This window comes from Vibrio sp. 779(2023) (assembly GCF_033344285.1).
GTDB classification, from domain to species: Bacteria; Pseudomonadota; Gammaproteobacteria; order Enterobacterales; family Vibrionaceae; genus Vibrio; species Vibrio alginolyticus.
This window is the reverse complement of record NZ_JAWPOM010000006.1, coordinates 23,625-48,138: the sequence shown is the minus strand read 5'-3', so window position 1 is coordinate 48,138 and position 24,514 is coordinate 23,625. Positions and strand designations below refer to the sequence as shown.

The following is a 24,514-nucleotide window of genomic DNA, read 5'->3' as shown; positions in this document are numbered from 1 at the left end:
AGGGAGCTTCATTTTTACTACTATATGGTCACCTCAATTGAAAAAGACGTCGTCGATATGTTTTCTTCGTGATGACTGATTAGATCTTTGGCTGTTTCAGATCGTTATCACGTCTTTAGATTAAGCTATTCTTCTTGAGCCAAGTAGCTCAGGCGATGGAATACAGTGTTTAGATAATTCTCATGAAAGGAAGTCGAATGGTGAGAAATTTATTGCTTGTTTCTTTAGCTGCTTTGCCGGCGATATCAAGCGCAGCGGTCATGGACCAAGCAGAAAAATTTGGGTACGAACACATTCATTTGGATGTTGGTGCCGGAACGACAAACGAAGAATGGTTAGATAACTCTAATGCGACCACAGTTGGACTCGGTGGTAACTATTTGTTTACTGAGAACTGGTTGTTTAATGTTGATTACTCAGCGCAGTTTTTCCATCCGGATGATTTTACTCTTCGCATTGACCGCCTTTTGTTTGGTGGTGGTTACCGTTATGGAGTTACAGAGCAATTCGATATCTACGGGATATATGGAATAGGCGCAATCAAAGCGAAAGCGACGGACGACAAAACGGATAATACGTTGTCTTCCGATAGCGAATTGATTCAAGCTGTAACTGTTGGGGTGAATTACTTGCTCAGTGAAAAGCTTATTGCGACAGCTGAAGTGGAGTTGAACCGTAGTGATATCGTTGATGAGAACAATTTTAAGATCGGTTTTAACTACCAATGGCATAAAGTCATCGGCACTGGTCTTTTTTATCAGTTTAGAGATACTGATTACAGCGGTGAAAGCTCAGATTACGTCAATGAAGTAGGGCTGAGTTTGAAGTTTGTCTACTAGATCGGACGGGTTCGTTTTTGGCGTTAAGTTAAAACAAAAAAGGTCAGCTTATGCTGACCTTTCCTTTTAATAAAGTATGCGACAGTCGATTATAAAACCGCTGCAATGCCTTTACACAGAGGGCCCATATTTGACTTCGTCATACCAGCAACACTGATTCGGCCAGAACCGACAATGTAAATACCGAACTCTTCTTTAAGGCGGTTAACTTGCTCTTTAGAAAGACCAGAGAAAGAGAACATACCATTTTGACGTTCGATGAAACTAAAGTCTGCGTCCACACCCTCTGCTTTTAGTGTCGCTACAAACAGTTCACGCATTTCTTGAATACGGTCACGCATTTCTGCTACTTCAGCTTCCCATTCCGCACGCATTTCGGCGTTGCCAAGAATGTGAGTCACGACAGCGCTGCCGTGTGCAGGTGGGTTAGAGTAGATAGAGCGAATAATGGCTTTAACTTGAGAAAATGCGGTTGTTGCGACTTCTTCTGACTCAGCTACTAACGTGAAGGCACCTACGCGTTCATTGTATAGGCCAAAGTTTTTCGAGAAAGAGCTCGCGACTAGGATTTCTTTGTTGTATTTAGCAAAAGTACGAAGACCTGCAGCATCTTCTTCCACACCTTTAGCAAAGCCTTGGTAGGCGAAGTCGAACAGAGGAAGCAATTTCTTCTCTGCGACAAGTTTCGCCAATGTTTCCCATTCTTCAGCTGTAGGATCGATCCCTGTAGGGTTGTGACAGCAGCCGTGTAGAAGCACGATGTCGCCTTCAGATGCAGATTGCAGATCATTTAGCATCGCATCGAAGTCTTTGTCTTTTGTTTCAGCATTGTAGTAGCTGTATTGTGCCGTTTCGATACCAGCAGCAGTAAATACGCCGTTGTGGTTCGCCCATGTTGGGTTGCTGATCCAGATCTTTACATCGCCTAGTTGACGTTTAATAAACTCGCCGGCAACACGTAGTGCACCAGTACCACCCGGAGCTTGAGCTGTTTTAGCGCGTTTTTCGTTTACAATTTCTGCATCAGAGCCGAAAAGCAGTTTTTGCACTGCAATACCGTACTCTGCTGTGCCTTCGATGGTTAGGTAAGATTTGGTTTTTTCAGTTTCAACAAGTGCTGCTTCAGCTTTCTTTACTGTCGCAAGAACGGGAGTTTCGCCTTGCTCGTTTTTGTAAATACCTACGCCAAGGTTAATTTTGTCTGCGCGAGCATCTTTTTTAAACTCTTCAGTAAGGCCAAGAATAGGGTCAGCCGGAGCGGCAACTACTTTTTCAAACATAATCTTCATCCATGTTAATCGAAGGGGTGTGCTAACATTTATACCTTTCAGCAATATTGGTTACAACCGTTACTGAAAAGAAAACCTAAAAAAGTTGCGATTTGAAACAGAATTCTAACATAACTAAAGTTTTTGCCATGAAAACGTTTGGTAGGCACAGAGTTTGAAGGGCATTTATGCCATGGTTGGAGAAGTTTTGCACACATCCCAATCGTTTCAATTCAGTGCTTTGCGTTAACGCGTTTATAGTTGTCTAGTGAGGATTTGTTGAGACAAAAACGCCCCACCAAAGGTGGAGCGTTTACTGTTAGAAGTATGGATGTCGGTTTGGGTTATTTCTTCAGATTGATTTCCGACTCAACCGCATTGGCTTCGATGTCAGGGTTAGAAGAAAGTTTTTCAGTCGCCCAGTCGTTCATATGCTTTAAGATCGCTTTTAATGCGTGCTTTTCGGTTGGTACTTCTGTCTTTTCAACTTCAAGTTTTTGCTTCGGATGCGTACCCGTCGCATCTTCCGCAACGTGTAACCAATCTGGGTGCCAGTAATAAGGTTGGCCGGAAGGAGAGCTCCAAGAATGTACGCCGTTGGATTCACCTTTGTATTTAATATCTTCTTCGTTGTATTTCGCCATTATTGTTTTCTCTCATAATCCATGAGTTGAGGTGTGCATCACCATTACTATTTAAATGTAACAGATGTAATGAAAATTAATGTGATAACAATCGACTTATTTTGCCCTTTGAACGCGATAGAAGATGCGTACTTCTCATTCAGAAGAATTTACTATTTGGCAGGTTTTAGCTTTATTTGTGTTTAAAGCATACAACGATGGATTCGCCTACCTAATGCTATTCTTGAACGGTGATAGAGCCTAAACTACTCGTCATTCAAGTGTTTGAGAATCGCCGCTTTTGCATGCTCTTCTGTCGCTGTTTCTCCATCAGGGACTTCAAGGTCAGCCTTTTTGTGTTCACCCAAAACATCTTCAGCGATATGCAGCCAATCAGGATGCCAATAATAAGGGGTGGTACTGCCAGGATGGTCCCAACTATGTACACCTTTATGTTTTCCGCGATACGAGAGATCGTCCATTGTAAAAACTTTCATCGCTTCCTCCTGATTTAAAGACCGTAGCTCGAAGTGAGTTTAACGCACTCAGTCCAACGTAAAACCTTGGCTTTTAGGTATTGCAAAGATGTGAGGCAATATGTATGTAACAGTCAAAGTATGGGATATAAACGCTCACTTCGTGGCTGAAATATCTATTGATAAGCTTGATAAATTACGTTGCTAAATTGAATACTCCCATATCAGAATGCTGGCGCGAAGTATGCTATGGTGCGGCTGTAAGTGAAATGAGGGAAACATGAACCGATACCGTCAACTGGCTGAGCTGTTCAAAACGCAGATTCAGCAAAATACATGGAGAGCAGGGGAAAAGCTGCCATCAGTGCGTGTAACAAGCCGAAACCATTCTGTCAGCGCAGGTACGGTGTTACAAGCTTATCAGCTGCTCGAAGCACAAGGTTGGGTCGCAGCGAAACCTCAGTCTGGATATTTTGTGACTGCGGAGTTGGACCGCTTCGAACCGAGTTCTCCAGCCACTTCCGTTTATCGCTCTAGCATCAACGATGAACTTTACGACTACCTCAAAAATCAGGCCTCACCGAATGCGGTGAAGTTTGGCTCCGCGTTTCCAGACCCTGCATTGTTCCCATTAGAAGCGCTAAACCGCAGCCTAGCCAGCTCAGGCAGGAAGATGGGGGCAGAGACGTTATTGGATAACTTGCCGCCGGGCTGTGAGTCTCTACGCCGTTTGATTGCTCAACGGTACATCCAACAAGGTATGGTGTTTACCCATGATGATATTGTCGTTACTTCTGGCGCATTAGAAGCATTGAATTTGAGCCTTCAGGCCGTGACCCAGCCTGGAGATACTGTTGTAGTTGAATCACCGACGTTTTATGGCGCACTTCAAGCGATTGAACGTTTAGGTCTAAAGGCGATAGAAATAACGGTGGATCCGTTAACTGGACATTCAGTGGATCAAATTGAAGCGACTTTTGCCGGCAATGATGTTCGCGCATGTTGGTTAATGACTAACTTTCACAATCCAACAGGAACCTTATTAAGTGACGGGCAGAAGCAACGTATCGTCGAACTGGCTGACAAATACGATGTGTACTTGATCGAAGATGATGTGTATTCAGAGCTTTATTTTTCTGAAAAAAAGCCAAGCTCACTTAAAGCTTTTGATACACAAGAGCGCGTGTTGCATTGTGGATCATTTTCAAAAAGCCTTTGCCCTGGCTATAGGCTGGGCTGGGTGGTAAACAAACGCTTCAATGAGCAACTTCAAAAGCTGCAACTTATCTCGACGTTGTCAGGCAGTGCACCAATCCAGCAGGGTATCGCGCATTACTTGCAAAACGATAGTTATGATAGCCATCTTAGAAAACTGCGAAAGAATCTTGAGCAGCGGCAATTGGCGTTTATTGAACTGGTTGATAAGTACTTTCCCCAATCGATTCGTTACACGCAACCGGAAGGCGGCTATTTTCTTTGGATAGAACTGCCGAAAACAAAGTGCGGAAAAGCGATTTATCAGAAGTTATTGGAAGCGAACATCACTGTAGCATTTGGTCAGTTGTTTTCTATCGCTCCAAATTATGAGAACTACCTGAGGCTTAATACATCGTTACTTGTAAATGATGAATTAGAACAAGCCGTGAAGACGGTCGGAGAATTACTTCATTAGCCAACTGTTTACCTGTTTTTTGCTCAAACTGTATCAGTGGACGATACCGAAGCTGTGTTTCAATCATGGGCAGACAACCATTTAGGTTAGGAGCCGTAATGAAAAAGCAGTTGGTAAAGCATGAACTTAGGTTGATGGGTGTTGCTATTTTTAGCGCATTTTTGTTGGTGTTTGCACACTTGATATTGGCGAAATCTTTCTCTCATATGGTTTGGACGGAATACACTGCTGCCGTTATCCCATTTGTGATGTTTGGCTTGTGTGTGGTTGGAGTAAAATACGCAGCGCGAGCAGATGAGGATGACGACGAAAATAACAACTAGAGTGCTTACATCGGTTGCTAGAAAATCATTCGTACAAAATAAAAGACCTCCACATGGGAGGTCTTTTTAATTCAATATCACTAAAAAGTGATTAGAAGTTCGCAGAGCGAGGAGTACGTGGGAATGGGATCACGTCACGAACGTTGCCCATACCAGTTACGTAAGATACTAGGCGCTCGAAGCCTAGACCGAAGCCTGCGTGTGGCACTGTACCGTATTTACGTAGGTCGCGGTACCAGCTCATATGTTCAGGATCGATACCCACTTCACGCATACGTGCATCTAGAATGTCTAGGCGCTCTTCACGCTGAGAACCACCGATGATTTCGCCGATGCCCGGTGCTAGAACGTCCATCGCTGCAACTGTTTTACCGTCATCGTTAGCACGCATGTAGAATGCTTTAATGTCTTTCGGGTAGTTCTTAACGATTACAGGTGCTTTGAAGTGTTCTTCAGCAAGGAAACGCTCGTGCTCAGAAGACATATCGATGCCCCATTCCACTGGGAATTCGAACTCACGACCTGAATCAAGAAGGATCTGGATTGCGTCAGTGTAGTCAACTTGCGCGAAGTCAGAAGAAACGAACTGCTCTAGACGAGTGATTGCTTCTTTGTCGATGCGTTGAGCGAAGAACTCAAGGTCATCGCGACACTCTGCAAGCACTGCTTTAAACACGTACTTGAGCATGTCTTCAGCCAGTTTCGCTACATCATCCAGTTCTGCGAACGCAACTTCAGGCTCAACCATCCAGAATTCTGCTAGGTGGCGGCTTGTGTTTGAGTTTTCAGCTCGGAAAGTAGGGCCGAAAGTGTAAACTTTGCTTAGCGCACAAGCGTAAGCTTCTGCGTTTAGCTGACCAGATACGGTTAGGAACGTCTCTTTACCGAAGAAGTCTTCGTTGTAGTCCACTTTACCAGCGTCAGTGCGAGGAAGGTTTTCCATGTCTAGCGTAGATACGCGGAACATTTCACCAGCGCCTTCAGCATCTGAAGCCGTGATCAACGGCGCAGATACCCAGAAGTAACCTTGCTCGTGGTAGAAGCGGTGGATTGCTTGAGATAGGCAGTTACGTACACGTGCTACTGCACCGATTACGTTTGTGCGCGGACGTAGGTGCGCTACTTCACGTAGGTACTCGATTGAGTGACGAGTTTTTGCCATTGGGTAAGTGTCAGCATCTTCAACCCAGCCTACAACTTTAACGTCTGTTGCTGCTAGTTCGAAGTCTTGACCTTTCGCAGGAGAGGCAACAATCTTACCAGTTACTTCAACAGAGCAGCCAGTAGTTAGCTTTAACACTTCGTCTTCGTAATTATTAAGATTATTAGGGACCACGGCCTGAATCGGGTCGAAACAAGAGCCGTCATAAATGGCAAGGAAAGAGATTCCAGCTTTGGAATCACGACGTGAACGGATCCAGCCACGAACAGTTACTTCACTGTCTACTGCTAGCTGACCTTTCAAAACGTCTGATACAGGCGCGTAAGTCATGTTTTCAATATTCTCCATTGAGGTAAAAATTCAACTCAACGCTTACTTAAAGTACTTGTCTAATAACATTTTTGTTCAAAAAACAAGCTAAGCGCTGAGTTGGGTAGCATTTTACAGATTCAACGAGACATATTACCTGTCAATTCGCTCGCATCAACCTTTATATTCGTTTTGATGGGGAGAATCTCTCTATTTATTCACTCTTTTGTGCTCTGAAAGTGTGAATTGGTTTAGTAATTGCTCTAAACGTTCGGATAGATGCTCTAAATCAACACTAATATCACGCGTGTGCGATGCTGATTGCGATGTGTCGTTAGCATGCAGTGTGATCACATCTATTTTAGATTGAATATGCTGACTTACATCAGATGTGGTTTGCGTCTGGTTTTGGATATCTTCTGCATGTCTGAGCACTTGGCGCATTTCGTCAACAACGTTATGCATTGTGGCTGATAGTGCCTCGACATCGACAGAGCGTTGATGAGCAAACTGGCAGACGGTATCAACAGAAGTTAATGACTCTTCACTTCCTTGCTGGAATTGAGAAATGATATGTTCAATATTACCAGTGGCCTCAGCCGTCCTAGAAGCCAGGTTACGCACTTCTTCCGCGACGACCGCAAAACCGCGTCCTTGCTCTCCGGCACGGGCGGCTTCGATAGCAGCATTCAACGCGAGCAGATTGGTTTGTTCTGCAATACCCTTAATAACCACAAGAATGGACGACACTTCTTCGGTTCTTTGATTTAGAGAGCTGATTTTTTCCCGTACGGTATCAATGTTACTTACTAGTTGTTTGATGTCTTCACTGACGTTGTGTGCTTGGCTTGCACTATGAGTGGCGACATCAACGGTGTGATTGACCAAAACAGTAGCGTTGTTAGTCGAGTCCTCAACCGCAGTTTGTTGCTGCAGCATATCGGTGATATTGCTTTGTACTTCGCTGGTCTCTAGCTGTTGGTTATTGGCCGCTTTATCTGTGGACTGCGCGACAGCAGTTAGTTTACTCGCGGAGTCGGCAAGTGAGTGAGAGGTGTCTTGCACACGTTCTAAGCTTTCGGAGACCGTGTCCATGAATGAATTGATGGCTGTAGAAAGTTGGCCCACTTCATCCTGTTGGTGATGCATCAGTCGTTGAGATAGATCTTTGCTATGGCTCACATTCGACATGAATTTCGACGTTCTTTGAATTGGTCGTACAATGATTTTCTGAATCAAACTCATCGTTATGATGAAGCCCACAAATGCGATTACGGCCATTATTCCCATCGCAAACATTGCCTGTTTACTGATCATTGAATTGACATGATTCATGTTGTATTCCAAGCGAATCGCGCCCAACACTTCTCCTGCTGGTGCAACGTGGCAAGAAACGCAGTTGGTGCCACGGTAATTTTCGCTCGATTTCATTGGTAGTGCGACTACTAACCCTTTGCCCCAATCGGCTGAGATTGGTTCAATCACCAGTTCACCATTCAACGCTCGTTGATCAATATCATCGACAGGCTGCTGGTTTTGTTGCCCAGGTCCGTAAAGTTTGGTCACAGTATCAGCTCGCAACACGCGAACTGCTTAAATGCCTTCTTGGGCCAGGGCCTTTTGACGTAAGGTTTCTTTTTGCGACATGGTGCCCGTAAGCATCATCATATTTAGGCTATCGAAATAATTACTAGCCTTATCATGGAGTTGTTCACTAAGAACATCATTGATTAAGGTTTTTTGTTGATGGTATTGGTAAGCCGTAGAGGCAGCTAGAACGCAGCTGAAGACAGCAATTAACGCCAGTAAGAGCTTAAAAGTGATAGTTGAGCGCATAAATTTATAAGTGTAATTGGAACGAACTGCACAATATTAATGTGCACAAATGCGCACTGCGAACAACGAAATGAATGATTGTGACCCCACACATGTTGGGGATATGTAATTGTGATGTGAGTGCTGTGTAATCAAATGTTTGGCGCGTGACAGAAATACGGCGCTTTGGTGTGAGTGATAGCAAAGAGGCCGGGAACTAGCGGAAGTTTTTGCTACGCTTGTATGGGGTAACGCTTGTCTCTTGGCAGCGAATTCCTTAGTATTGCCTGTCTTTTTAAAGCCTGAGAATCAAGATGAAAACAGAATTATACAAAGAGTTTATGTTCGAAGCAGCACACCATTTGCCACACGTACCAGAAGGTCACAAGTGTGGTCGTTTGCACGGACACTCTTTCCTTGTTCGTCTTTATGTAGAAGGTGAAGTTGATCCACATACAGGTTGGGTAGTGGATTTTGCAGAGATCAAAGCTGCGTTTAAACCAATTTACAATCGCTTAGACCATTACTACCTAAACGACATTGAAGGGTTAGAGAACCCGACTAGCGAAGTGTTAGCAAAATGGATTTGGCAGCAGCTTAAGCCAAGCTTACCACTGCTAAGTAAAGTAGAAATCAAAGAAACGTGCACAGCGGGTTGTATTTACAAAGGCGAATAAGTCACTTTCTATTGAGCATTAAACAAAGGCAAGCGAGAAGCTTGCCTTTGTTGTATCTGAATGGCCCAATTTTGATTATGCTTCACCAGTTAGCTTAATGGGTGTCGTAGAATCCATTCTTTTTCATTATCACCCAATGTTGTTTCCTCTGTATTAATGAATCCGCACGCATCAAAAAAACTGATAGCGTATTGCTGACTTTGTGGAACAGTGGCGCAAAGAGAGGTGCTTTTAGGGTTAATGGTATACGCATAAAGGAACAGTTTACGCAATGCCTCACTCCCAACCCCTTGACGTTGGAAACGTTGATCAATCATCAAGTACTTAAGCTCCAGTTCGTATCGTTTAGCAAACGGCGCATGTTGGGAGAAACCTTTATCGATAACAAGATAGCCTACTAATAGATCATCAGAATAAATCGTAAAGAACGCCTCTGACTTACTACGTTTTTGATAAGCCATTTCAAACGGTGTAAAAAATCCTTTTTGCTCTTCTTGCACATCCAATTGCATCAAACTTGAAAAATCTTTCAGTTTGGTGGGTTTAATCGCAATCATCGCTCAATCACAAATTGGCGGCATACCTTTATGCCACCACGAGTTTTTATAGAGTATTAGATCTATTTTAAGTAACTAACCGAGTGAAGAAAAGCTAGCAATGAAGAGGGTAATAATAACCTTGGTGAATATAGGCGCCCAATGTTGTGAGTAAGTGAGCACTGTCTGCCGTTTCTACGCCTTCAACAATGACCGTGCAGCGATACGTATTGCCCATAGCAATTAACTGACGCAAGGTTTCTATCTTTTTATCATCAGATTTTAGGCCAATAACAAATTCTCGGTCGATTTTGAGGTAGTCCGGATTCAGCTTGCTGATAAGCGCCACATTATTATTGCCGGTGCCAAAGTCATCAATACTGATTTTACAATCCAGAGCTTTTAGTTTCGCGACATTGTCATAAATCTCAGAGGTATAGTACATCGATGCATTTTCTGTGATTTCGATTGTCAGCAAACGGCAATCCCGATTAGATAGCTCTCTATATAGGATTGAAAAGTTACGCCCTCGCAGCAAAGAAGGACAAACGTTAATGCTGATAGGGATGGGCAACGCTTTTTGTTTGGTGTAGATGGAATCAATCACCAGTAAGGTATGAGTTAGCAGCAATCCATTGCGGATCAGTGTTTCAATAAACCGTTGCGTATTTTTACCTTAAACCGGGAGAGGGCTTCGTAGTGCACAATCTTTTGTGCCGAAGTGTTATAAATCGGCTCCAGTTTTATTTTGAATTGTCGAATTGCGCACAAGTAAGCCATAAAGGCTTGTAGGGAGCGGTGACGCAGTATAATGAGAAAAAGTAAGCTCAGTAGAATGATACTTTGAAACGGTCCAGAGATGTAATACACCTCTTTATAGCCACTATTCTTTACGTGATAATTGAAAAAGCGTTCATTGGTGTTACCAATCTCTAACGACGTTCCGGTATTCGTTGATAGCTTCATACCAGAAAGAAAAAAACGTGAAATATGATTTTCAACATTGTCGGATAAGTTAATGTTTTTAACACGAACCAAAACAGTTGCGTTATTTAAGTCAAATGATTGGGTGGTGTAATTGTTATTGTTACTCCACTCTTCAAAGGCTTTTTTGCTGACAGGGACAACGGTTTCTGGAGTGACTAAGCATCGAATATTGAAACGATCTAGCATCATGCTCGATTCCACCAACTTCACATTATCAAATAGCGACTTCAGTTCGCTTTCATTAGCAAAGCAACTCCTGCGGGAAAGGCTCTCTGCAATTTCGAAGGCGTTATCCAGATAATTATGTTTAACGATGCTGTTTATCGCGTAGTAACAGATAGCAAAGAAAATGATCGCAGTGATCAACACAACCCACATTGCTTCTGAATAGATCTTTTTATTACGCAGGCAAATACGAAGCGCTTTGCGAAGACTATTGGTTGTGTATTGATTGATCTTCTGTTGATGTTCGATGCCATTCTGGTGGTTGTTTTGCATAGTAAAAGGGATGAAGTATCCGGTCCGGTGAATGTTTTCGATAATGTTTTTGTTAGTGGTTAAATGTTCTTCCGTGAGCTTGCGAAATTTCTTTCTTAGAGCGGCCACCGCGTTTTTAAAGCCATTTTCAGGCAGTGTCATTTTGTATTGTTGAGTGATTTTGCTTTCTATTAACCGCTGACTAATCGGCGTATTTAAACTGCCGTATGTGGCGATAGTTGACAGAATGGCGTACTCATTTGGGTTGACAGGAATGGAGTGGTGGAGTGACTGATTGAGCTCTAGAGATATTTCGTTTTCGGACAAGCAAACGCAGATTTGGTTTCCAATTTCAAACCTAATCATGTGTTGATGTGCTCCAAGTTTAATTTTTGGCTACGTTATCAATAAAGCTAGGGAAGAGATGTGATTTTTTACTGAGATATCCATAATATTTGGATATATTCAACGTTTTAGGTTTTTTTTACTTGTCCTGATAACGCATTTTCCTGGGTTTTTTAGGTATAAAAAAACCCGAGCACAGACTCGGGTTTTGATTGGTATTCAGAAAGGCGTGTTAGCAAATCACTTTGATTGCTAGACCACCTTGAGATGTTTCGCGGTATTTCGCGTTCATGTCTTTACCTGTTTCTAGCATGGTTTCGATAACCTTATCTAGAGAAACAGTTGGAGCTGAAGAGCGACGTAGTGCCATGCGAGTAGAGTTGATTGCTTTTACTGCCGCAATACCGTTACGCTCAATACATGGAACCTGAACCTGACCTGCAACTGGGTCACACGTTAGACCTAAGTTGTGCTCCATCGCGATTTCTGCTGCCATACATACTTGCTCAGGGCTACCACCCATAAGCTCAGCAAGGCCTGCTGCTGCCATAGAACATGCCACGCCAACTTCACCCTGACAGCCAACCTCTGCACCAGAGATAGACGCGTTACGCTTGTAAAGACCTCCGATTGCGCCAGAAGCCGCAAAGTAACGGATGTAATCTTTTTCAGTCACAGTTTGGATGAACTTATCGTAGTAAGCCAGTACCGCAGGGATGATGCCACACGCACCGTTAGTTGGTGCTGTAACAACGCGGCCACCTGCTGCGTTCTCTTCGTTTACTGCGAAAGCGAACATGTTTACCCAATCAACAACAGACATTGGGTCGTTTGTAGTCTTTTCTGAAGTAAGTAGCTGCTGGCGAAGTGCTGCTGCACGACGAGGCACACGCAGTGGACCTGGCAAAATACCTTCTTCATTCATACCGCGATCCATACACTCGCGCATTGTGCGCCAGATGTTTGCGAAATAAGTACGAGTTTCTTCATCTGAATGAAGCGCATGCTCATTCTTCATGGTTAGTGCACTGATGGACAATCCACTTTCGTGGCATTGGTTAACCAGTTCCTCTGCCGTTGTAAACGGGTAAGGTACTTTTACTGGGTTTTCAGCTTCTTTACCGAAATTTTCTTCATCAACGATGAAACCACCGCCGATAGAGTAGTAAGTTTTTGAGTACGCTTTTTCGTCATCAATCCAAGCGTGGATCTGCATGCCGTTTTCGTGTAGCTCTAGGTTTGTTTTGTGGAAGTTCATTCCACCTTCACGTGGGAACGATACTGTGTGACAGTGCATGCCAACAGGAAGGCGTTCAGTTTCTTCTACACGAGCGATAAAGCCCGGGATAGAATCGATATCAACTTTCTCAGGAGTGTTGCCTGCAAGACCCATGATGATAGCAATATCTGTGTGGTGACCTTTCCCTGTCAGTGATAGTGATCCATAAACGTCAACGGTGATTTTAGTGATGTCGCGCAGTTTTCCCATTGCACGAAGATCATCAATAAACTCTTTACCCGCTTTCATTGGGCCTACAGTGTGTGAGCTTGAAGGTCCAACACCGATTTTATAGATATCAAAAACACTAATCATATCGATTACCTCAGAAGAAAGCCTCCCAAGGGGAGTTGGGAGGCTTAATTTTATCGTTATATTTTTGGATTAATCATACTGCACTGGGCAGAGATGATTAAAGAGCGCCGTAGATTACAGAACTAATTGCAGCAAGACCACAGATTGCTGTGAAAATTTGCACAGGTGCTGAAGTTTTGTACTTAGCCATCGCAGGAACTTTTTGCATTGCGAAGATTGGCATCAAGAATAGGATTGCCGCAATCATCGGTGCACCCATTGTTTCAATCATACCTAGGATGCTTGGGTTAACGATAGCAACGATCCAAGTTGTGATTACAATGAAGATTAGAGACATCTTCTCGATCTTACTTACTGGTGATTTTGAACGAGATTTCACTAGACCAACTAGACCTTCGTGCGCACCCAAGAAGTGGCCAAAGTAGCTAGAGGTGATCGCTGCGAAAGCAACCAATGGACCCATGTAAGAGATCAGTGGAGATTCATGCACGTTTGCTAGGTAAGAGAGAACAGAGATGTTTTGCTCTTGCGCCGTTGCTAGTTGCTCTGGAGACAGAGAAAGTACAACAGAGAAAACGAAGAACATAACAAAGCCCATCAGCATCATTGCTGCGCCACCGGTGATAGCGTCAGTTTTCTTAACTGCGTCATCACCGTATACACGACGTTGCTCTTTAGAGAACTGAGAAATGATTGGGCTGTGGTTGAAAGAGAACACAATAACAGGGATTGCTAGCCAAACGATAGCTGGCATTGCACCCCAGTCAGGTGACACTTCCATCATTGAAGTGTTCCAACCAGGAATTAGGTATACAGACAGTGCTAGTAGGATGAACACGAGAGGGTAAACCATTGCTGAAGTTGCTTTCAGCATAAGCTCTTTACCGAATACTACGCCTGCTGTCATTGCAGCAATAAGTGCACCAGAAAGTAGCCAGCGAGGAATAGATTCCATGCCCATTTGGTTAACTAGGAAAGAGTCAACTGTGTTTGTGATACCAACACCGTAGATAAGTACGATTGGGTAGATAGCGAAGAAGTAAGCGAACGTAATAAGGTTTGCGCCAGTCTTACCAAAGTGCTCTTCTACTGTGTCGGTGATGTCCGCTTCAGGGTTTTTCGCAGAAAGAACGAAACGAGCTAAAGATTTGTGTGCGAACCAAGTCATTGGTGCTGCGATTAGGGCTAGGATTACTAATGGCCAAAAGCCACCTGCACCTGCTTTAATAGGAAGGAACAGTACACCTGCACCTACTGCCGTACCAAAAAGGGACAGACACCAGGTAAAGTCTTTGTAAGAAAACTTACTAGACGATTGTGCGGTAGAAACCGCAGAAGTAGTTGTATTCATTTTTTAGTTACTCATTTTGGGAACAGGAAATAAGTCGGGAGTAATTTTGCAAGATTTTACACTAGGAAAATTAGATCTAAATCATTTATTGCTTACGCTTATTGAATGATATGTCAAAAACCTGCTTTTTATCACGAAAATGATGTGCTACTCGTGATTTCTGCTAATGAGTAAAATTAGAAAAACTTATCAATAGGGCTGTTTGTATAAATTTATTTCACCGCAAGCGTTTGCGGTGAAAATGGAAAATTAATCTAATGTGAATGAATGTTTATGAAGCAACGTTTTATTAATATTGATGCGCATAATGATCGCGCCTATAAAAGCACCGATATCAACAACTGTTTAATGTGAAATAATATGTTTTTGCATTGATTCGATAATTTGTGCCGTCATGCCCCAGATGAAATGCTGTCTATATGGGATAGCAAATACACGATGACTGCTTCTTTTTAGGTCAAATTTGGTGCTATACAATTTTTTGGGGTTCAGAATATGGTTGGCAGGAACCTCAAAAACTGACTCTACTTCATTTGGGTCAATATGCGTTTTATATTCCGGAGAAACAAAAGCCAAAAAAGGTGTCACATTAAACTGACTAATCGTTGGTAGTGTAGGCAGTTGACCAAACACATGAATATGCTCATCTTCTATCCCAACTTCTTCTTTGGTTTCTCTTAAAGCGGTATTCACGAGCTGAATATCTTCCTGCTCATATTTGCCACCGGGAAAGCTGATTTGTCCCGGATGATGGCGTAAGTGGGCTGCACGCTTAGTCAGAATGACTTGTAACCCGTCATCGCGTTCCACAAAACCGATTAAGACTGCCGCATCTCTCAGGGACTTTTCTTTCATCCATTTCAGTCGTGCAAGGGACTCTTTGTGGTAGCCCGTTGGAAGCCGAAATTGAAAGTTCTGTAGTAAATGAGTTTTGTCGATAACCAAACTGAGTCCTTATTTATCGTGCCTAACCATTATTTATTATACTCAAAGACGGCAAAGCGTATGGCGTTATCGTTACTGGTTGCCAAATAAAGCATTCACATTAAAACACTCGCCAGCACTTTCCCTCTTTGTGTTGTGTGTCTCACTCTGCTTGAACATATTAATTTGAAACTTATAAGGTTATACACCATTCTTTATTTTAGGACGTCACTATAGGGCAAGTATTGGCCAATGAAAGGGATTATTTTCACCGAGTTCATGGAGTTAGTGGAAGAGAAATTCGGTCTTGATGTGTTAGACCAAGTTCTCGACCTTTCTAACGATGAAGGTGTTTACACCGCTGTTGGTAGTTACGATCACAAAGACTTGGTTAAGTTGATCGTGAATCTCAGTAAAGTATCTGGTGTTCCCCCCGAGCAACTGCAAGAGGTGTTTGGAGAGTGCGTCTTTTTGAATTTACTTCGCTCCATTCCTAGTCACGCCAGTTTGCAACAGTGTGAAACGACGTTTCAATTTGTTCGCCATGTTGAAGACTTTATTCATGTCGAAGTTAAGAAGCTCTATCCTGATGCTAACCCTCCGCAATTTGATTTCATTAGTGAAAACCAATCCCAATTGGTATTTGACTACCACAGCGCAAGATGTATGTCTCACGTATGCTTAGGGTTGATAAAAGGTTGTGCTGCACATTTTGGTGAGGTAGTTCATATCAAACATCAAAACCAGTCAGAAGATGGCAGCAAAGTACGTTTTTGGTTAGAGGCTCAATAAGAACGATATGACGGGAAGTTCCTCATTAGAAAGGAAACTCAAACGAGAAGTTGCATCAAGAAAAGCAGCTGAGCAGCTGTTGGAACAGAAAAGCTTAGAGTTATATGAATCCAACCAGCAACTCAGTGTTGCATTGAAAAAGCTAGAGCTGAAATCTAAAAAGGATCTTCGTAAGTTTGAGTTTGAAGAGCAAATTGATGCGACGTTGATTAAGTTCGGTCGTACTTTTTTATCGAGCACGTTCGATGAAGCAATGATAGCGAGCTTTATTGAGCAGCTCACTTCTAACTCGATCATTTCTGCGGCTTACTTGTTTCTTGACGCTACAAAGCTGAGCTCATTGCGTCGTCATCACTTTGGTCACTTACAGCTTCGTCATAACAACGAGATTTTAACCTCTCCTAATTGGCAGGGAGAGAATTTGCATTTGCCAGTTATCATTGATGGGGAAACGGTTGGGGAGTTGATTTTCTCTGTGTTGCAAGATCAAATCGATCAGTCTTTTATTTCCAAACAGATGGAGCTCGTGTCTGACTTAGTTCATGGTGTTATTGGTCGACACTTAAGTTTAGAGCGAGAGGTCGAGCTGAGAAAGCGGGCTGAGGAATCAGAAAAAGCGACGAAGGAGTTTGTCGCCATGATTAACCATGAGCTGCGAACTCCTCTCAATGGCGTATTGGGTAGTGCGGAGTTATTGAGTCGAACCCAATTAGAAGAAGAGCAGCGTCAATACTTGAGCAATCTGACTCAATCAGGGGACTTATTGAGAGTGATCATTAATGATCTTCTTGATTTCAGTAAGATGAATGCCGGTATGATGGAAATCATACATAAAGTTTTTGCCTGGGAGGAGCTTGAAAAAGCCATCATGGGTGTATTTGCCGCTAAGGCTGCGGAAAAACGCATCCATTTCTCTATCGACAAAAAGCTGGGGATCCCTGAGTTTTTAGTCGGTGACTTAGAGCGCATTACACAAATTTTGGTTAACTTGGTGGGAAACGCGATTAAGTTTACTCACTTGGGTGGTGTCGTGTTACGGGTGGAATGGCTTAACGGCACGGCTTATTTTGAGGTTGAAGACACTGGTATTGGCATCCCAATAAAAGCACAGCCGTCACTCTTTGATCCATTTGTCCAAGTTGATCGCTCGGCGAAACGCAGCTTTGAAGGCTCAGGTTTAGGTCTCGCGATTTGTAAAAACCTCGTGGATTTGATGCAAGGTCAAATTAGCTTTGAGAGTGAAGAGCGCAAAGGGACAACTTTTAAAGTTGCTATTCCTCTTGAGGAAGGGCAAGCACAAGGCACAGCAGAGGGGGAATTGGTCACCATAGAGCGAAGCGATTTAGCAGGACGCTCAATATTAGTGGTTGATGACATCAGAATGAATCAAGTCATTGTTACTCAAATGCTGAAAAAACTCGACATTACACCTGATTTAAAAGCCAACGGCAAAGAAGCATTAGAAGCGGTGAAAAGTAAAGACTACGAACTGATATTCATGGACTGCCGAATGCCAGAAATGGATGGTTATGAGGCGACGATGTATCTGAGAGAGCGTGGCTTTACTCATCCTATTATTGCATTAACCGCTGGCACTACCATCGAAGAGCGTCAAAAGTGTATTGATTCAGGCATGGACGACATCCTCACTAAGCCGTACACCGCAACCGATATTGAACAGATTATGTGTAAGTGGCTTGAGCAGTAGACGCTGCCTCTTAAAAAGTATGTTTGTTCGCCAACGGCTAAAAGCTAAAGTACATGCAAATAAAACACACAAAAAAACGCACCACACCGGATAATGCCGATCATTTAACGATGTTTTTTGGGTCATTCTAGCGAGCCTTGGCGAGACTAAGAATCTAGTAGCAGCACGATGAGCGGGTAATGAAACAAATTTGACCACAAAGTGCTTGAATAGAAGAACCTGTATCACGCTCCTTCGTCGCTGTGCAGGGGGATGAGATACAGAAATATGCCACTCGCTGTTAAACGAGCGGCATTATCCGTTCTGGAGGCATTTTAGATTGTTTTCGTCAATAGCATTAAAGCGACGTTGTCCACGGTTGAAATCTACGATTGCAGCGCTGGTAAAATCTTTGAAAGCTTGTCCAACGTTTCTTGATACTCAGAGGCGCAATCGCTATCTGCCACGACGCCGCCGCCAGCCCAAGCGTAAAGTTTGTTTTGTTCCGCTACAAGAGTTCGGATAGTAATGCTGGTGTCCATACGACCATGGCGTGAAATGTAGCCAATACTGCCGCAATACGCGCTGCGTCGATGCGGCTCCAGTTCTTCAATGATCTGCATTGCGCGAACTTTAGGTGCGCCCGTAATTGAACCGCCTGGAAAACACGCTCGCAGCAAATCCGCAGGAGCGTATTGTTCATCCAAATTTGCACGAATGGTGCTCACCAAATGATGCACGGCAGGGAAGCTTTCAATATCGAACAGCTTTGGAACGTGAACGCTACCCGGTGATGCAACTCGACCAATATCATTACGCAGCAAATCGACAATCATCAGGTTTTCTGCCTGATCTTTTTCCGCTGTCTGCAAGTCATGGGCATTAGCGTTATCTTTCGTTGGATCTTCGCTGCGTGGGCGAGTACCTTTGATTGGTTTTGTTTCAATGACGCGATCTTTGAGCTCTAAAAAGCGCTCTGGAGAGATACTCAAAATCGAAGACTCAGGCATACGGATAAACGCTGAGAATGGCGCTTGGTTTGCGGACTCCAATTTCAGATACGCTTGCCACTCACTGCCTTGATACGGTGCGTTAAAGCGCTGCGCCAAATTGATCTGATAGCAGTCACCGCTTAACAAGTATTTTTGCACCTTGTCAAAGCGAGTGGCGTAGCTCTCTTTCGTCATGTTTGACTGCCAAGCTCCAGACAAAGCGAAGTCAACGGTTTGTTCTGCTTTTTGCTCGTTTAACCATTGCCAAGCTTGCTCGATGTTCTGACCGACTAAGCATGCTTTTTTTAGCTGGTGGTCAACAACAACGGCCCATTCATACAGACCTACCGCCATATCCGGCGTGTTGAGGTCCTTTTCTGCCACTTCTGGCATCGTTTCTACGCGGCGACCTAAATCGTAACTGAAGTAACCGAGCGCACCGCCGACAAAAGGCAAATCCAATTCTTTATTTAACTCTACGTGAGGAAGCCACTGTTCTTGCAACTGATGAAGCAGCGCAAATGGGTCATCTTGAGTTGAATAGGCATTCGATGGTGTTTCAACTTGTGTGTTGTCGGCAGTGGTTTCTAACGTTGCAATTGGGTTGGCAACCAATACATCGAAGCGGCTATCGATATGCGTTTCTGATGCAGAACGCAGCAACATCGCCCAAGGTAGGTGTTGAATGCGAGAAAAAAGGTGAAGAGCAAACTCTGGTGCGTATTCCAGCGCTTTAAAATCAATGAATTGATTGTCCATGTTGTTCATTTGTGTAATTTGTGACAAAGAGATCGTTCACTGCATGGCATGTCATGGGCAGCAAGAGTATCATATTCCTCTGTATAGCCAAACTCCCTCTATTCATAGGGTTTTGAGATGGTTTACAAGTAGGCAACTTCAGCATTTCGTGTGTCGATATCAGCCGTTCGACAATTGTTTATAAAAAACGAAGCTCAAAAGAGCAATAAGCTCAACAAACACGATTGAAGCTAAGCCAATAATGGAAGCATAACTATAACGAGGCATGTAATGACGGTAATACGCAAGCAGGATGTGATCAGCAGTGTCGCTGATGCGCTACAGTATATTTCTTACTACCACCCGCTAGACTTTGTTCAAGCTCTTGAAAAAGCCTATCACCGCGAAGAGAGTCAAGCCGCGAAAGACGCGATTGCTCAGATCCTAATTAACTCCCGAATGTCCGCAGAAGGTCACCGTCCAATTTGTCAGGATACTGGTATTGTGACGTGTTTCGTCAACATCGGTATGGGCGTGCAATGGGATTCGACCGACATGACGGTTCAGCAGATGGTAGATGAAGGTGTTCGACAAGCGTACACGAACCCTGATAACCCGTTGCGTGCGTCAGTACTTATGGACCCTGCTGGTAAACGTATTAATACCAAAGACAACACGCCTGCCGTCGTACATATCAACATGGTTCCGGGCGATAAAGTTGAAATTCAGATCGCTGCGAAGGGCGGCGGTAGCGAAAACAAAACTAAGATGGTGATGCTAAACCCATCTGACGATATTGCTGAGTGGGTAGAAAAAACGCTACCAACTATGGGGGCGGGCTGGTGTCCTCCTGGCATGCTTGGCATTGGTATCGGCGGTACGGCTGAAAAAGCAGCGGTATTGGCAAAAGAATCTCTAATGGAACACATCGATATTCAAGAGCTTATCGACCGTGGTCCACAAAACGCAGAAGAAGAGCTTCGTTTGGATATCTTCAATCGCGTGAACAAACTTGGTATCGGTGCGCAAGGTCTTGGCGGTTTGACGACTGTTGTCGACGTTAAAATCAAAACTGCGCCAACGCACGCGGCTTCTAAGCCTGTTTGTTTGATCCCGAACTGTGCGGCGACTCGTCACGTACACTTCACGCTTGATGGTAGCGGCCCAGCAGAGCTAGCACCACCTAAACTAGAAGATTGGCCAGATATCACTTGGGAAGCGGGCGAAAATACGCGTCGCGTAAACTTAGACACAATTACTAAAGAAGAAGTACAAGAGTGGAAGACAGGCGAAACGGTTCTTCTATCAGGTAAAATTCTGACTGGTCGTGATGCTGCGCATAAACGTATTCAAGGCATGCTAGATAATGGCGAAGGTCTACCTGAAGGCGTAGATCTAAACGGTAAGTTTATTTACTACGTAGGCCCTGTCGATGCAGTTGGTGATGAAGTCGTTGGTCCTGCTGGCCCAACAACATCAACGCGTATGGATAAATTCACCGACATGATGCTAGAAAAGACCGGCATCATGGGCATGATCGGTAAAGCTGAGCGTGGCCCTGCAACGGTTGAATCTATCAAGAATCACAAAGCGGTTTACCTAATGGCTGTCGGTGGCGCTGCGTACTTGGTGGCGAAAGCGATCAAGAAAGCTCGCGTTGTCGCATTTGAAGATTTAGGTATGGAAGCGATTTACGAATTTGAAGTTGAAGATATGCCAGTAACAGTGGCTGTCGACTCAAATGGTGTTAACGCGCACCAAATCGGTCCAGACACTTGGAAAGTGAAAATTCAAGAGATGGAAGCATAAGGCAAAGGGCAATCTTGCTGCGTCTCAGTAGAGAGAATGTGACAAGGTGCTGATTTACCTAGCAAACAATTGACAAAAGTGCAGCGAAACCTGCACTTTTTGTCTATATAATTAAGGATATAAACCTTTAGGCATAGCAATCAAACGTTATGCGAACAATAATTAGGAGACGGCATGCCTCGTTTTATTCAGATTCTACAAATTATTCTTGCTGTAGTGATAGGTGGCTTTGTTGGCTATGACTTGATTCTTCACGGTATCAGCATCTTTGATGAAAAGTACGTGACCATCACATGTGTGTTGTGGCTGATTTTAGAAATCGCTCTATTTGTTATCTATAAGTTAATCGAAGACGACTAGGCTTAAAGAAAGCGGGTTCCTGTTTAACATAGTAATCAGCGTATATAGAGTTACTAATGCTGTAGATTAAGTAAGCCTCTGAACCACTCAGGGGCTTTTCTTTTTTAACACAGCATTAAGCCGGATGTTTTGTTCATCTTTTATTAAGGTATATAAAGTTAAACTCATAGAATTCGAGATAGAACAGTATTCATAGCTCGAAATTCGAAGTCGCTGACAACGTTGTTTTAAAGTGGAGTAAGATAAAGAAGCGTAATGAAGAGAATAAAGAAAGAAGTTAATGACTTTATCAACAGAGGTATGGACTCTAATGTTCGAATTGCTGTCACCGGACTTTCTCGTGCCGGTAAGACGGCATTCATCACGTCATTAGTGAATCAGCTTCTTCATACTGCAACCCATGACAATTTGCCTCTTTTGACTGTGGCTAGAGATAAGCGCCTTATTGGGGCGAAGCGTGAGCCTCAATCGAATATGATGGTGCCACGCTTTGCTTACGATGAGGCGATGAGCCAAATTCATGCGACTCCACCTCAGTGGCCAGTACCGACACGTGATGTGAGTGAGATTCGCTTAGCGCTCAAGTACAAACCAAATAAAACTACGAAAAAGCTGTTGAGTAAAACCGCAATTTTAAATGTTGATATTATCGACTATCCAGGAGAGTGGTTGCTCGACCTGCCTTTATTGGACATGGACTTTGCAACGTGGTCGCAAACTCAGTTTGATGCACTTAAAGGCCAGCGTGGCGATTTAGCCAAAGCTTGGCTTTCTGAACTGGAGAAAGTGGATCTCTTTGCAGAAGTGAATGAGAAACTACTTGAGAAAGTTGCACACATATACACAGAGTACCTTCATTCTTGTAAAGACGCTGGCCTTCATTGGGTTCAGCCTGGCCGCTTTGTATTACCTGGTGAGCTAGCAGGCGCGCCGGTGCTACAGTTTTTTCCGTGTCGTGCTGATTCGGAAAGCAAAGCGCCCAAGGGCAGTAACTTAGCGATGCTAGAAGCCCGTTTTCAGGAATACCAACAGAAAGTAGTGAAAGCGTTTTATAAGCATCATTTTGCGACCTTCGATCGCCAGATTGTACTGGTGGATTGTTTGCAGCCTCTCAATGCTGGTGATGAAGCGTTTTACGACATGCGCCAAGCGCTAGAACAGATCATGCATAGCTTCCGTTATGGTCGTAGTAGCTTTTTGCGTCGTTTGTTCTCACCAAAAATCGACAAAGTGTTGTTTGCTGCTACAAAAGCGGATCATATCACGCCCGATCAGCACCCAAATTTGGTGTCTCTGCTCCAACAAATGGTGCATCCAGCATGGCAAACGGCAGCCTACGAGAATATTGAGATGAGCTGCATGAGTATCGCTTCCATCCAAGCAACCACGACGGGGTTTATTTCCTCTGGAGATAAGACCATCCCGGCGTTACAAGGAACAACATTGGGTGGTGAGCCGATGACTATGTTTCCCGGAGAGGTGCCGAAAAAGCTACCAAATGCAGCTTATTGGCAAAACAACGGGTTTGATTTTACGTCGTTTCGTCCGATGCCCTCACCGAATGATGAGCCAGTGAAGCACATACGCTTAGACAAAGCACTGGATTACCTGATTGGAGATAAATTGAAATGAGTGAGTTGAAGCAAAAACAAGTTTTCTCTGAAAAGGTAATGGAAAAAGATCAGCAATCGAATCAACCAGAGTTGACGGCGCAGCAAACATTCGGCGAAAAAGAAACATTTGTACCTGTTGAAGTTAAAGAAGCGCACCAGGAGACAGAACAGGAATTGCAACTCGAGCATGTCATTCGTCCAAAATCGGGCAGAAAATGGCTCGCGACTGGCGCATTTGCAACTTTTGCTGGTTTGGTTGGCTGGCAAGCGGTGGACTCGGTTATAACCGCAATTCAGGCTTCTGATTGGCTGGCCTTAAGCTGGACGGGGTTTATTGCTGCGATCGCTTCGCTTGGTTTAGGAGCTATGGGTAAAGAGCTTTGGAAACTGCGAAAACTACGAAATCATTTTAGTGTTCAAGAAGAAGCAGAAGCACTTGTTAATAGTGAGAGCGTTGGGAAAGGGAAAGACTTTTGCGAAACCGTAGCAGAACAAAGTGGTGTGATGGCAGAGAACCCGGGCTTTGATCGTTGGCAGAACAGTATTAACCCTGCTCATAGTGACGCTGAAATTCTTGATATGTATGACTCTATGGTGGTGAGCCAACAAGACAAGTTGGCAACGAAAATCGTATCACAGCACGCAACCGAGTGTGCGGCCCTAGTCGCCGTGAGCCCTCTGGCTGCCGCTGATATGTTGCTGGTGGCGTGGCGAAATTTCAAAATGATCGACAACCTCTCCAAAGTATATGGGGTAGAGCTAGGTTATGCCTCTCGCATCAAGTTACTAAGAGCGGTATTTGTCAATATGGCGGCGGCTGGAGCCAGTGAGCTCGCTATTGATGCCAGTATGGATTTGATGTCGATGGATCTTGCTGGCAAAGTTTCTGCTCGTGCAGGGCAGGGACTAGGTGTTGGTATTCTAACGGCACGTTTGGGCTTGAAAGCGATGACCTTATTGCGTCCACTACCCTGGTATCCTGACCGTCAGGTTAAGTTGGGCACCATACGCAAGGCAGTGGCGGCGAAAGTTGCATCAATTACGATGAAACCGTAACGAATATCAACTTTGATGGATAGGATTGCTTGACGCCATTCCAAGCATGATAGAAACTACTGTCAACTTTTCCTGACAGTTGTGAATTG

General features: G+C 43.9%; 19 protein-coding genes and 2 pseudogenes. 10 read left to right on the top strand and 11 right to left on the bottom strand.

Annotated features, from left to right (window positions below):
* Positions 1-197 precede the first annotated feature (197 nt).
* The gene (locus tag R8O70_RS09835; protein ID WP_025767291.1) at positions 198-839 is read left to right on the top strand and encodes an outer membrane beta-barrel protein; all 642 of its coding nucleotides are present in this window, start codon (positions 198-200) and stop codon (positions 837-839) included.
* 89 nt (positions 840-928) lie between these two features.
* Here the strand turns inward: R8O70_RS09835 and R8O70_RS09830 are convergent, their stop codons facing one another.
* From R8O70_RS09830 to R8O70_RS09820, 3 genes are all read right to left on the bottom strand, one after another.
* Positions 929-2,119 carry an amino acid aminotransferase gene (locus tag R8O70_RS09830; protein WP_017636105.1) on the bottom strand — a complete coding sequence of 397 codons (1,191 nt, stop codon included), beginning with the start codon at positions 2,117-2,119 and terminating at the stop codon, positions 929-931.
* A 332-nt stretch (positions 2,120-2,451) separates the two neighbouring features.
* Positions 2,452-2,751, bottom strand: a complete 300-nt coding sequence (locus tag R8O70_RS09825) for a hypothetical protein (RefSeq protein ID WP_258624363.1) — start codon at positions 2,749-2,751, stop codon at positions 2,452-2,454.
* A gap of 245 nt (positions 2,752-2,996) precedes the next feature.
* Entirely contained in the window at positions 2,997-3,227 is a 231-nt protein-coding gene (locus R8O70_RS09820; RefSeq protein WP_213894028.1) for a hypothetical protein, read from the bottom strand.
* Positions 3,228-3,486: 259 nt separating this feature from the next.
* Here R8O70_RS09820 and R8O70_RS09815 point away from each other — a divergent pair, with 259 nt between their 5' ends.
* Both R8O70_RS09815 and R8O70_RS09810 read left to right on the top strand, forming a co-directional pair.
* Entirely contained in the window at positions 3,487-4,878 is a 1,392-nt protein-coding gene (locus R8O70_RS09815) for a PLP-dependent aminotransferase family protein (RefSeq protein ID WP_213894029.1), read from the top strand.
* 98 nt (positions 4,879-4,976) lie between these two features.
* Positions 4,977-5,201, top strand: coding sequence for a hypothetical protein (locus tag R8O70_RS09810; protein ID WP_017636102.1), 225 nt, complete (start codon positions 4,977-4,979; stop codon positions 5,199-5,201).
* Positions 5,202-5,292: 91 nt separating this feature from the next.
* On the opposite strand, the gene asnS is transcribed toward R8O70_RS09810, so the two are convergent.
* The gene (asnS, locus tag R8O70_RS09805) at positions 5,293-6,693 is read right to left on the bottom strand and encodes an asparagine--tRNA ligase (RefSeq protein ID WP_258624361.1); all 1,401 of its coding nucleotides are present in this window, start codon (positions 6,691-6,693) and stop codon (positions 5,293-5,295) included.
* Positions 6,694-6,882: 189 nt separating this feature from the next.
* Positions 6,883-8,508 (bottom strand): annotated as a pseudogene (locus R8O70_RS09800) (methyl-accepting chemotaxis protein).
* Positions 8,509-8,801: 293 nt separating this feature from the next.
* On the opposite strand from R8O70_RS09800, the gene queD reads away from it, so the two are divergent.
* Entirely contained in the window at positions 8,802-9,164 is a 363-nt protein-coding gene (gene queD, locus R8O70_RS09795) for a 6-carboxytetrahydropterin synthase QueD (protein ID WP_005376896.1), read from the top strand.
* An 89-nt stretch (positions 9,165-9,253) separates the two neighbouring features.
* On the opposite strand, the gene R8O70_RS09790 is transcribed toward queD, so the two are convergent.
* The 5 genes and pseudogenes from R8O70_RS09790 to R8O70_RS09770 all read right to left on the bottom strand — a co-directional run bounded on the left by R8O70_RS09790 (position 9,254) and on the right by R8O70_RS09770 (position 15,399).
* The gene (locus R8O70_RS09790; RefSeq protein WP_017636099.1) at positions 9,254-9,721 is read right to left on the bottom strand and encodes a GNAT family N-acetyltransferase; all 468 of its coding nucleotides are present in this window, start codon (positions 9,719-9,721) and stop codon (positions 9,254-9,256) included.
* Positions 9,722-9,815: 94 nt separating this feature from the next.
* Positions 9,816-11,530, bottom strand: a pseudogene (locus tag R8O70_RS09785) (EAL domain-containing protein).
* Positions 11,531-11,741: 211 nt separating this feature from the next.
* A complete protein-coding gene (locus tag R8O70_RS09780) occupies positions 11,742-13,103 on the bottom strand; it encodes an L-serine ammonia-lyase (RefSeq protein WP_005376899.1) in 1,362 nt (453 codons plus the stop codon).
* A 97-nt stretch (positions 13,104-13,200) separates the two neighbouring features.
* Positions 13,201-14,454 carry an aromatic amino acid transport family protein gene (locus R8O70_RS09775; protein ID WP_005388284.1) on the bottom strand — a complete coding sequence of 418 codons (1,254 nt, stop codon included), beginning with the start codon at positions 14,452-14,454 and terminating at the stop codon, positions 13,201-13,203.
* 345 nt (positions 14,455-14,799) lie between these two features.
* The gene (locus R8O70_RS09770; protein ID WP_005376901.1) at positions 14,800-15,399 is read right to left on the bottom strand and encodes a CoA pyrophosphatase; all 600 of its coding nucleotides are present in this window, start codon (positions 15,397-15,399) and stop codon (positions 14,800-14,802) included.
* 231 nt (positions 15,400-15,630) lie between these two features.
* Between R8O70_RS09770 and R8O70_RS09765 the strand changes: the two genes are divergently transcribed.
* Together R8O70_RS09765 and R8O70_RS09760 are read left to right on the top strand one after the other, a co-directional pair.
* Positions 15,631-16,170 (top strand): heme NO-binding domain-containing protein, encoded by a 540-nt coding sequence (locus R8O70_RS09765; RefSeq protein WP_005388282.1) that lies wholly within the window; start codon positions 15,631-15,633, stop codon positions 16,168-16,170.
* A gap of 7 nt (positions 16,171-16,177) precedes the next feature.
* Entirely contained in the window at positions 16,178-17,878 is a 1,701-nt protein-coding gene (locus tag R8O70_RS09760; RefSeq protein ID WP_005388280.1) for an ATP-binding protein, read from the top strand.
* A gap of 365 nt (positions 17,879-18,243) precedes the next feature.
* Here the strand turns inward: R8O70_RS09760 and pabB are convergent, their stop codons facing one another.
* On the bottom strand, positions 18,244-19,608 hold the full coding sequence (pabB, locus tag R8O70_RS09755) for an aminodeoxychorismate synthase component 1 (protein WP_258624352.1): 1,365 nt from the start codon (positions 19,606-19,608) through the stop codon (positions 18,244-18,246).
* A 270-nt stretch (positions 19,609-19,878) separates the two neighbouring features.
* Between pabB and R8O70_RS09750 the strand changes: the two genes are divergently transcribed.
* From R8O70_RS09750 to R8O70_RS09735, 4 genes are all read left to right on the top strand, one after another.
* Positions 19,879-21,396 (top strand): fumarate hydratase, encoded by a 1,518-nt coding sequence (locus tag R8O70_RS09750; RefSeq protein ID WP_017820444.1) that lies wholly within the window; start codon positions 19,879-19,881, stop codon positions 21,394-21,396.
* A gap of 174 nt (positions 21,397-21,570) precedes the next feature.
* On the top strand, positions 21,571-21,756 hold the full coding sequence (locus tag R8O70_RS09745; protein ID WP_005376906.1) for a hypothetical protein: 186 nt from the start codon (positions 21,571-21,573) through the stop codon (positions 21,754-21,756).
* 255 nt (positions 21,757-22,011) lie between these two features.
* The gene (locus tag R8O70_RS09740; RefSeq protein WP_104979480.1) at positions 22,012-23,388 is read left to right on the top strand and encodes a YcjX family protein; all 1,377 of its coding nucleotides are present in this window, start codon (positions 22,012-22,014) and stop codon (positions 23,386-23,388) included.
* Positions 23,385-24,425, top strand: coding sequence for a YcjF family protein (locus tag R8O70_RS09735; protein WP_064354116.1), 1,041 nt, complete (start codon positions 23,385-23,387; stop codon positions 24,423-24,425). The genes R8O70_RS09740 and R8O70_RS09735 overlap by 4 nt, the downstream gene beginning before the upstream one ends.
* Positions 24,426-24,514: the final 89 nt, after the last annotated feature.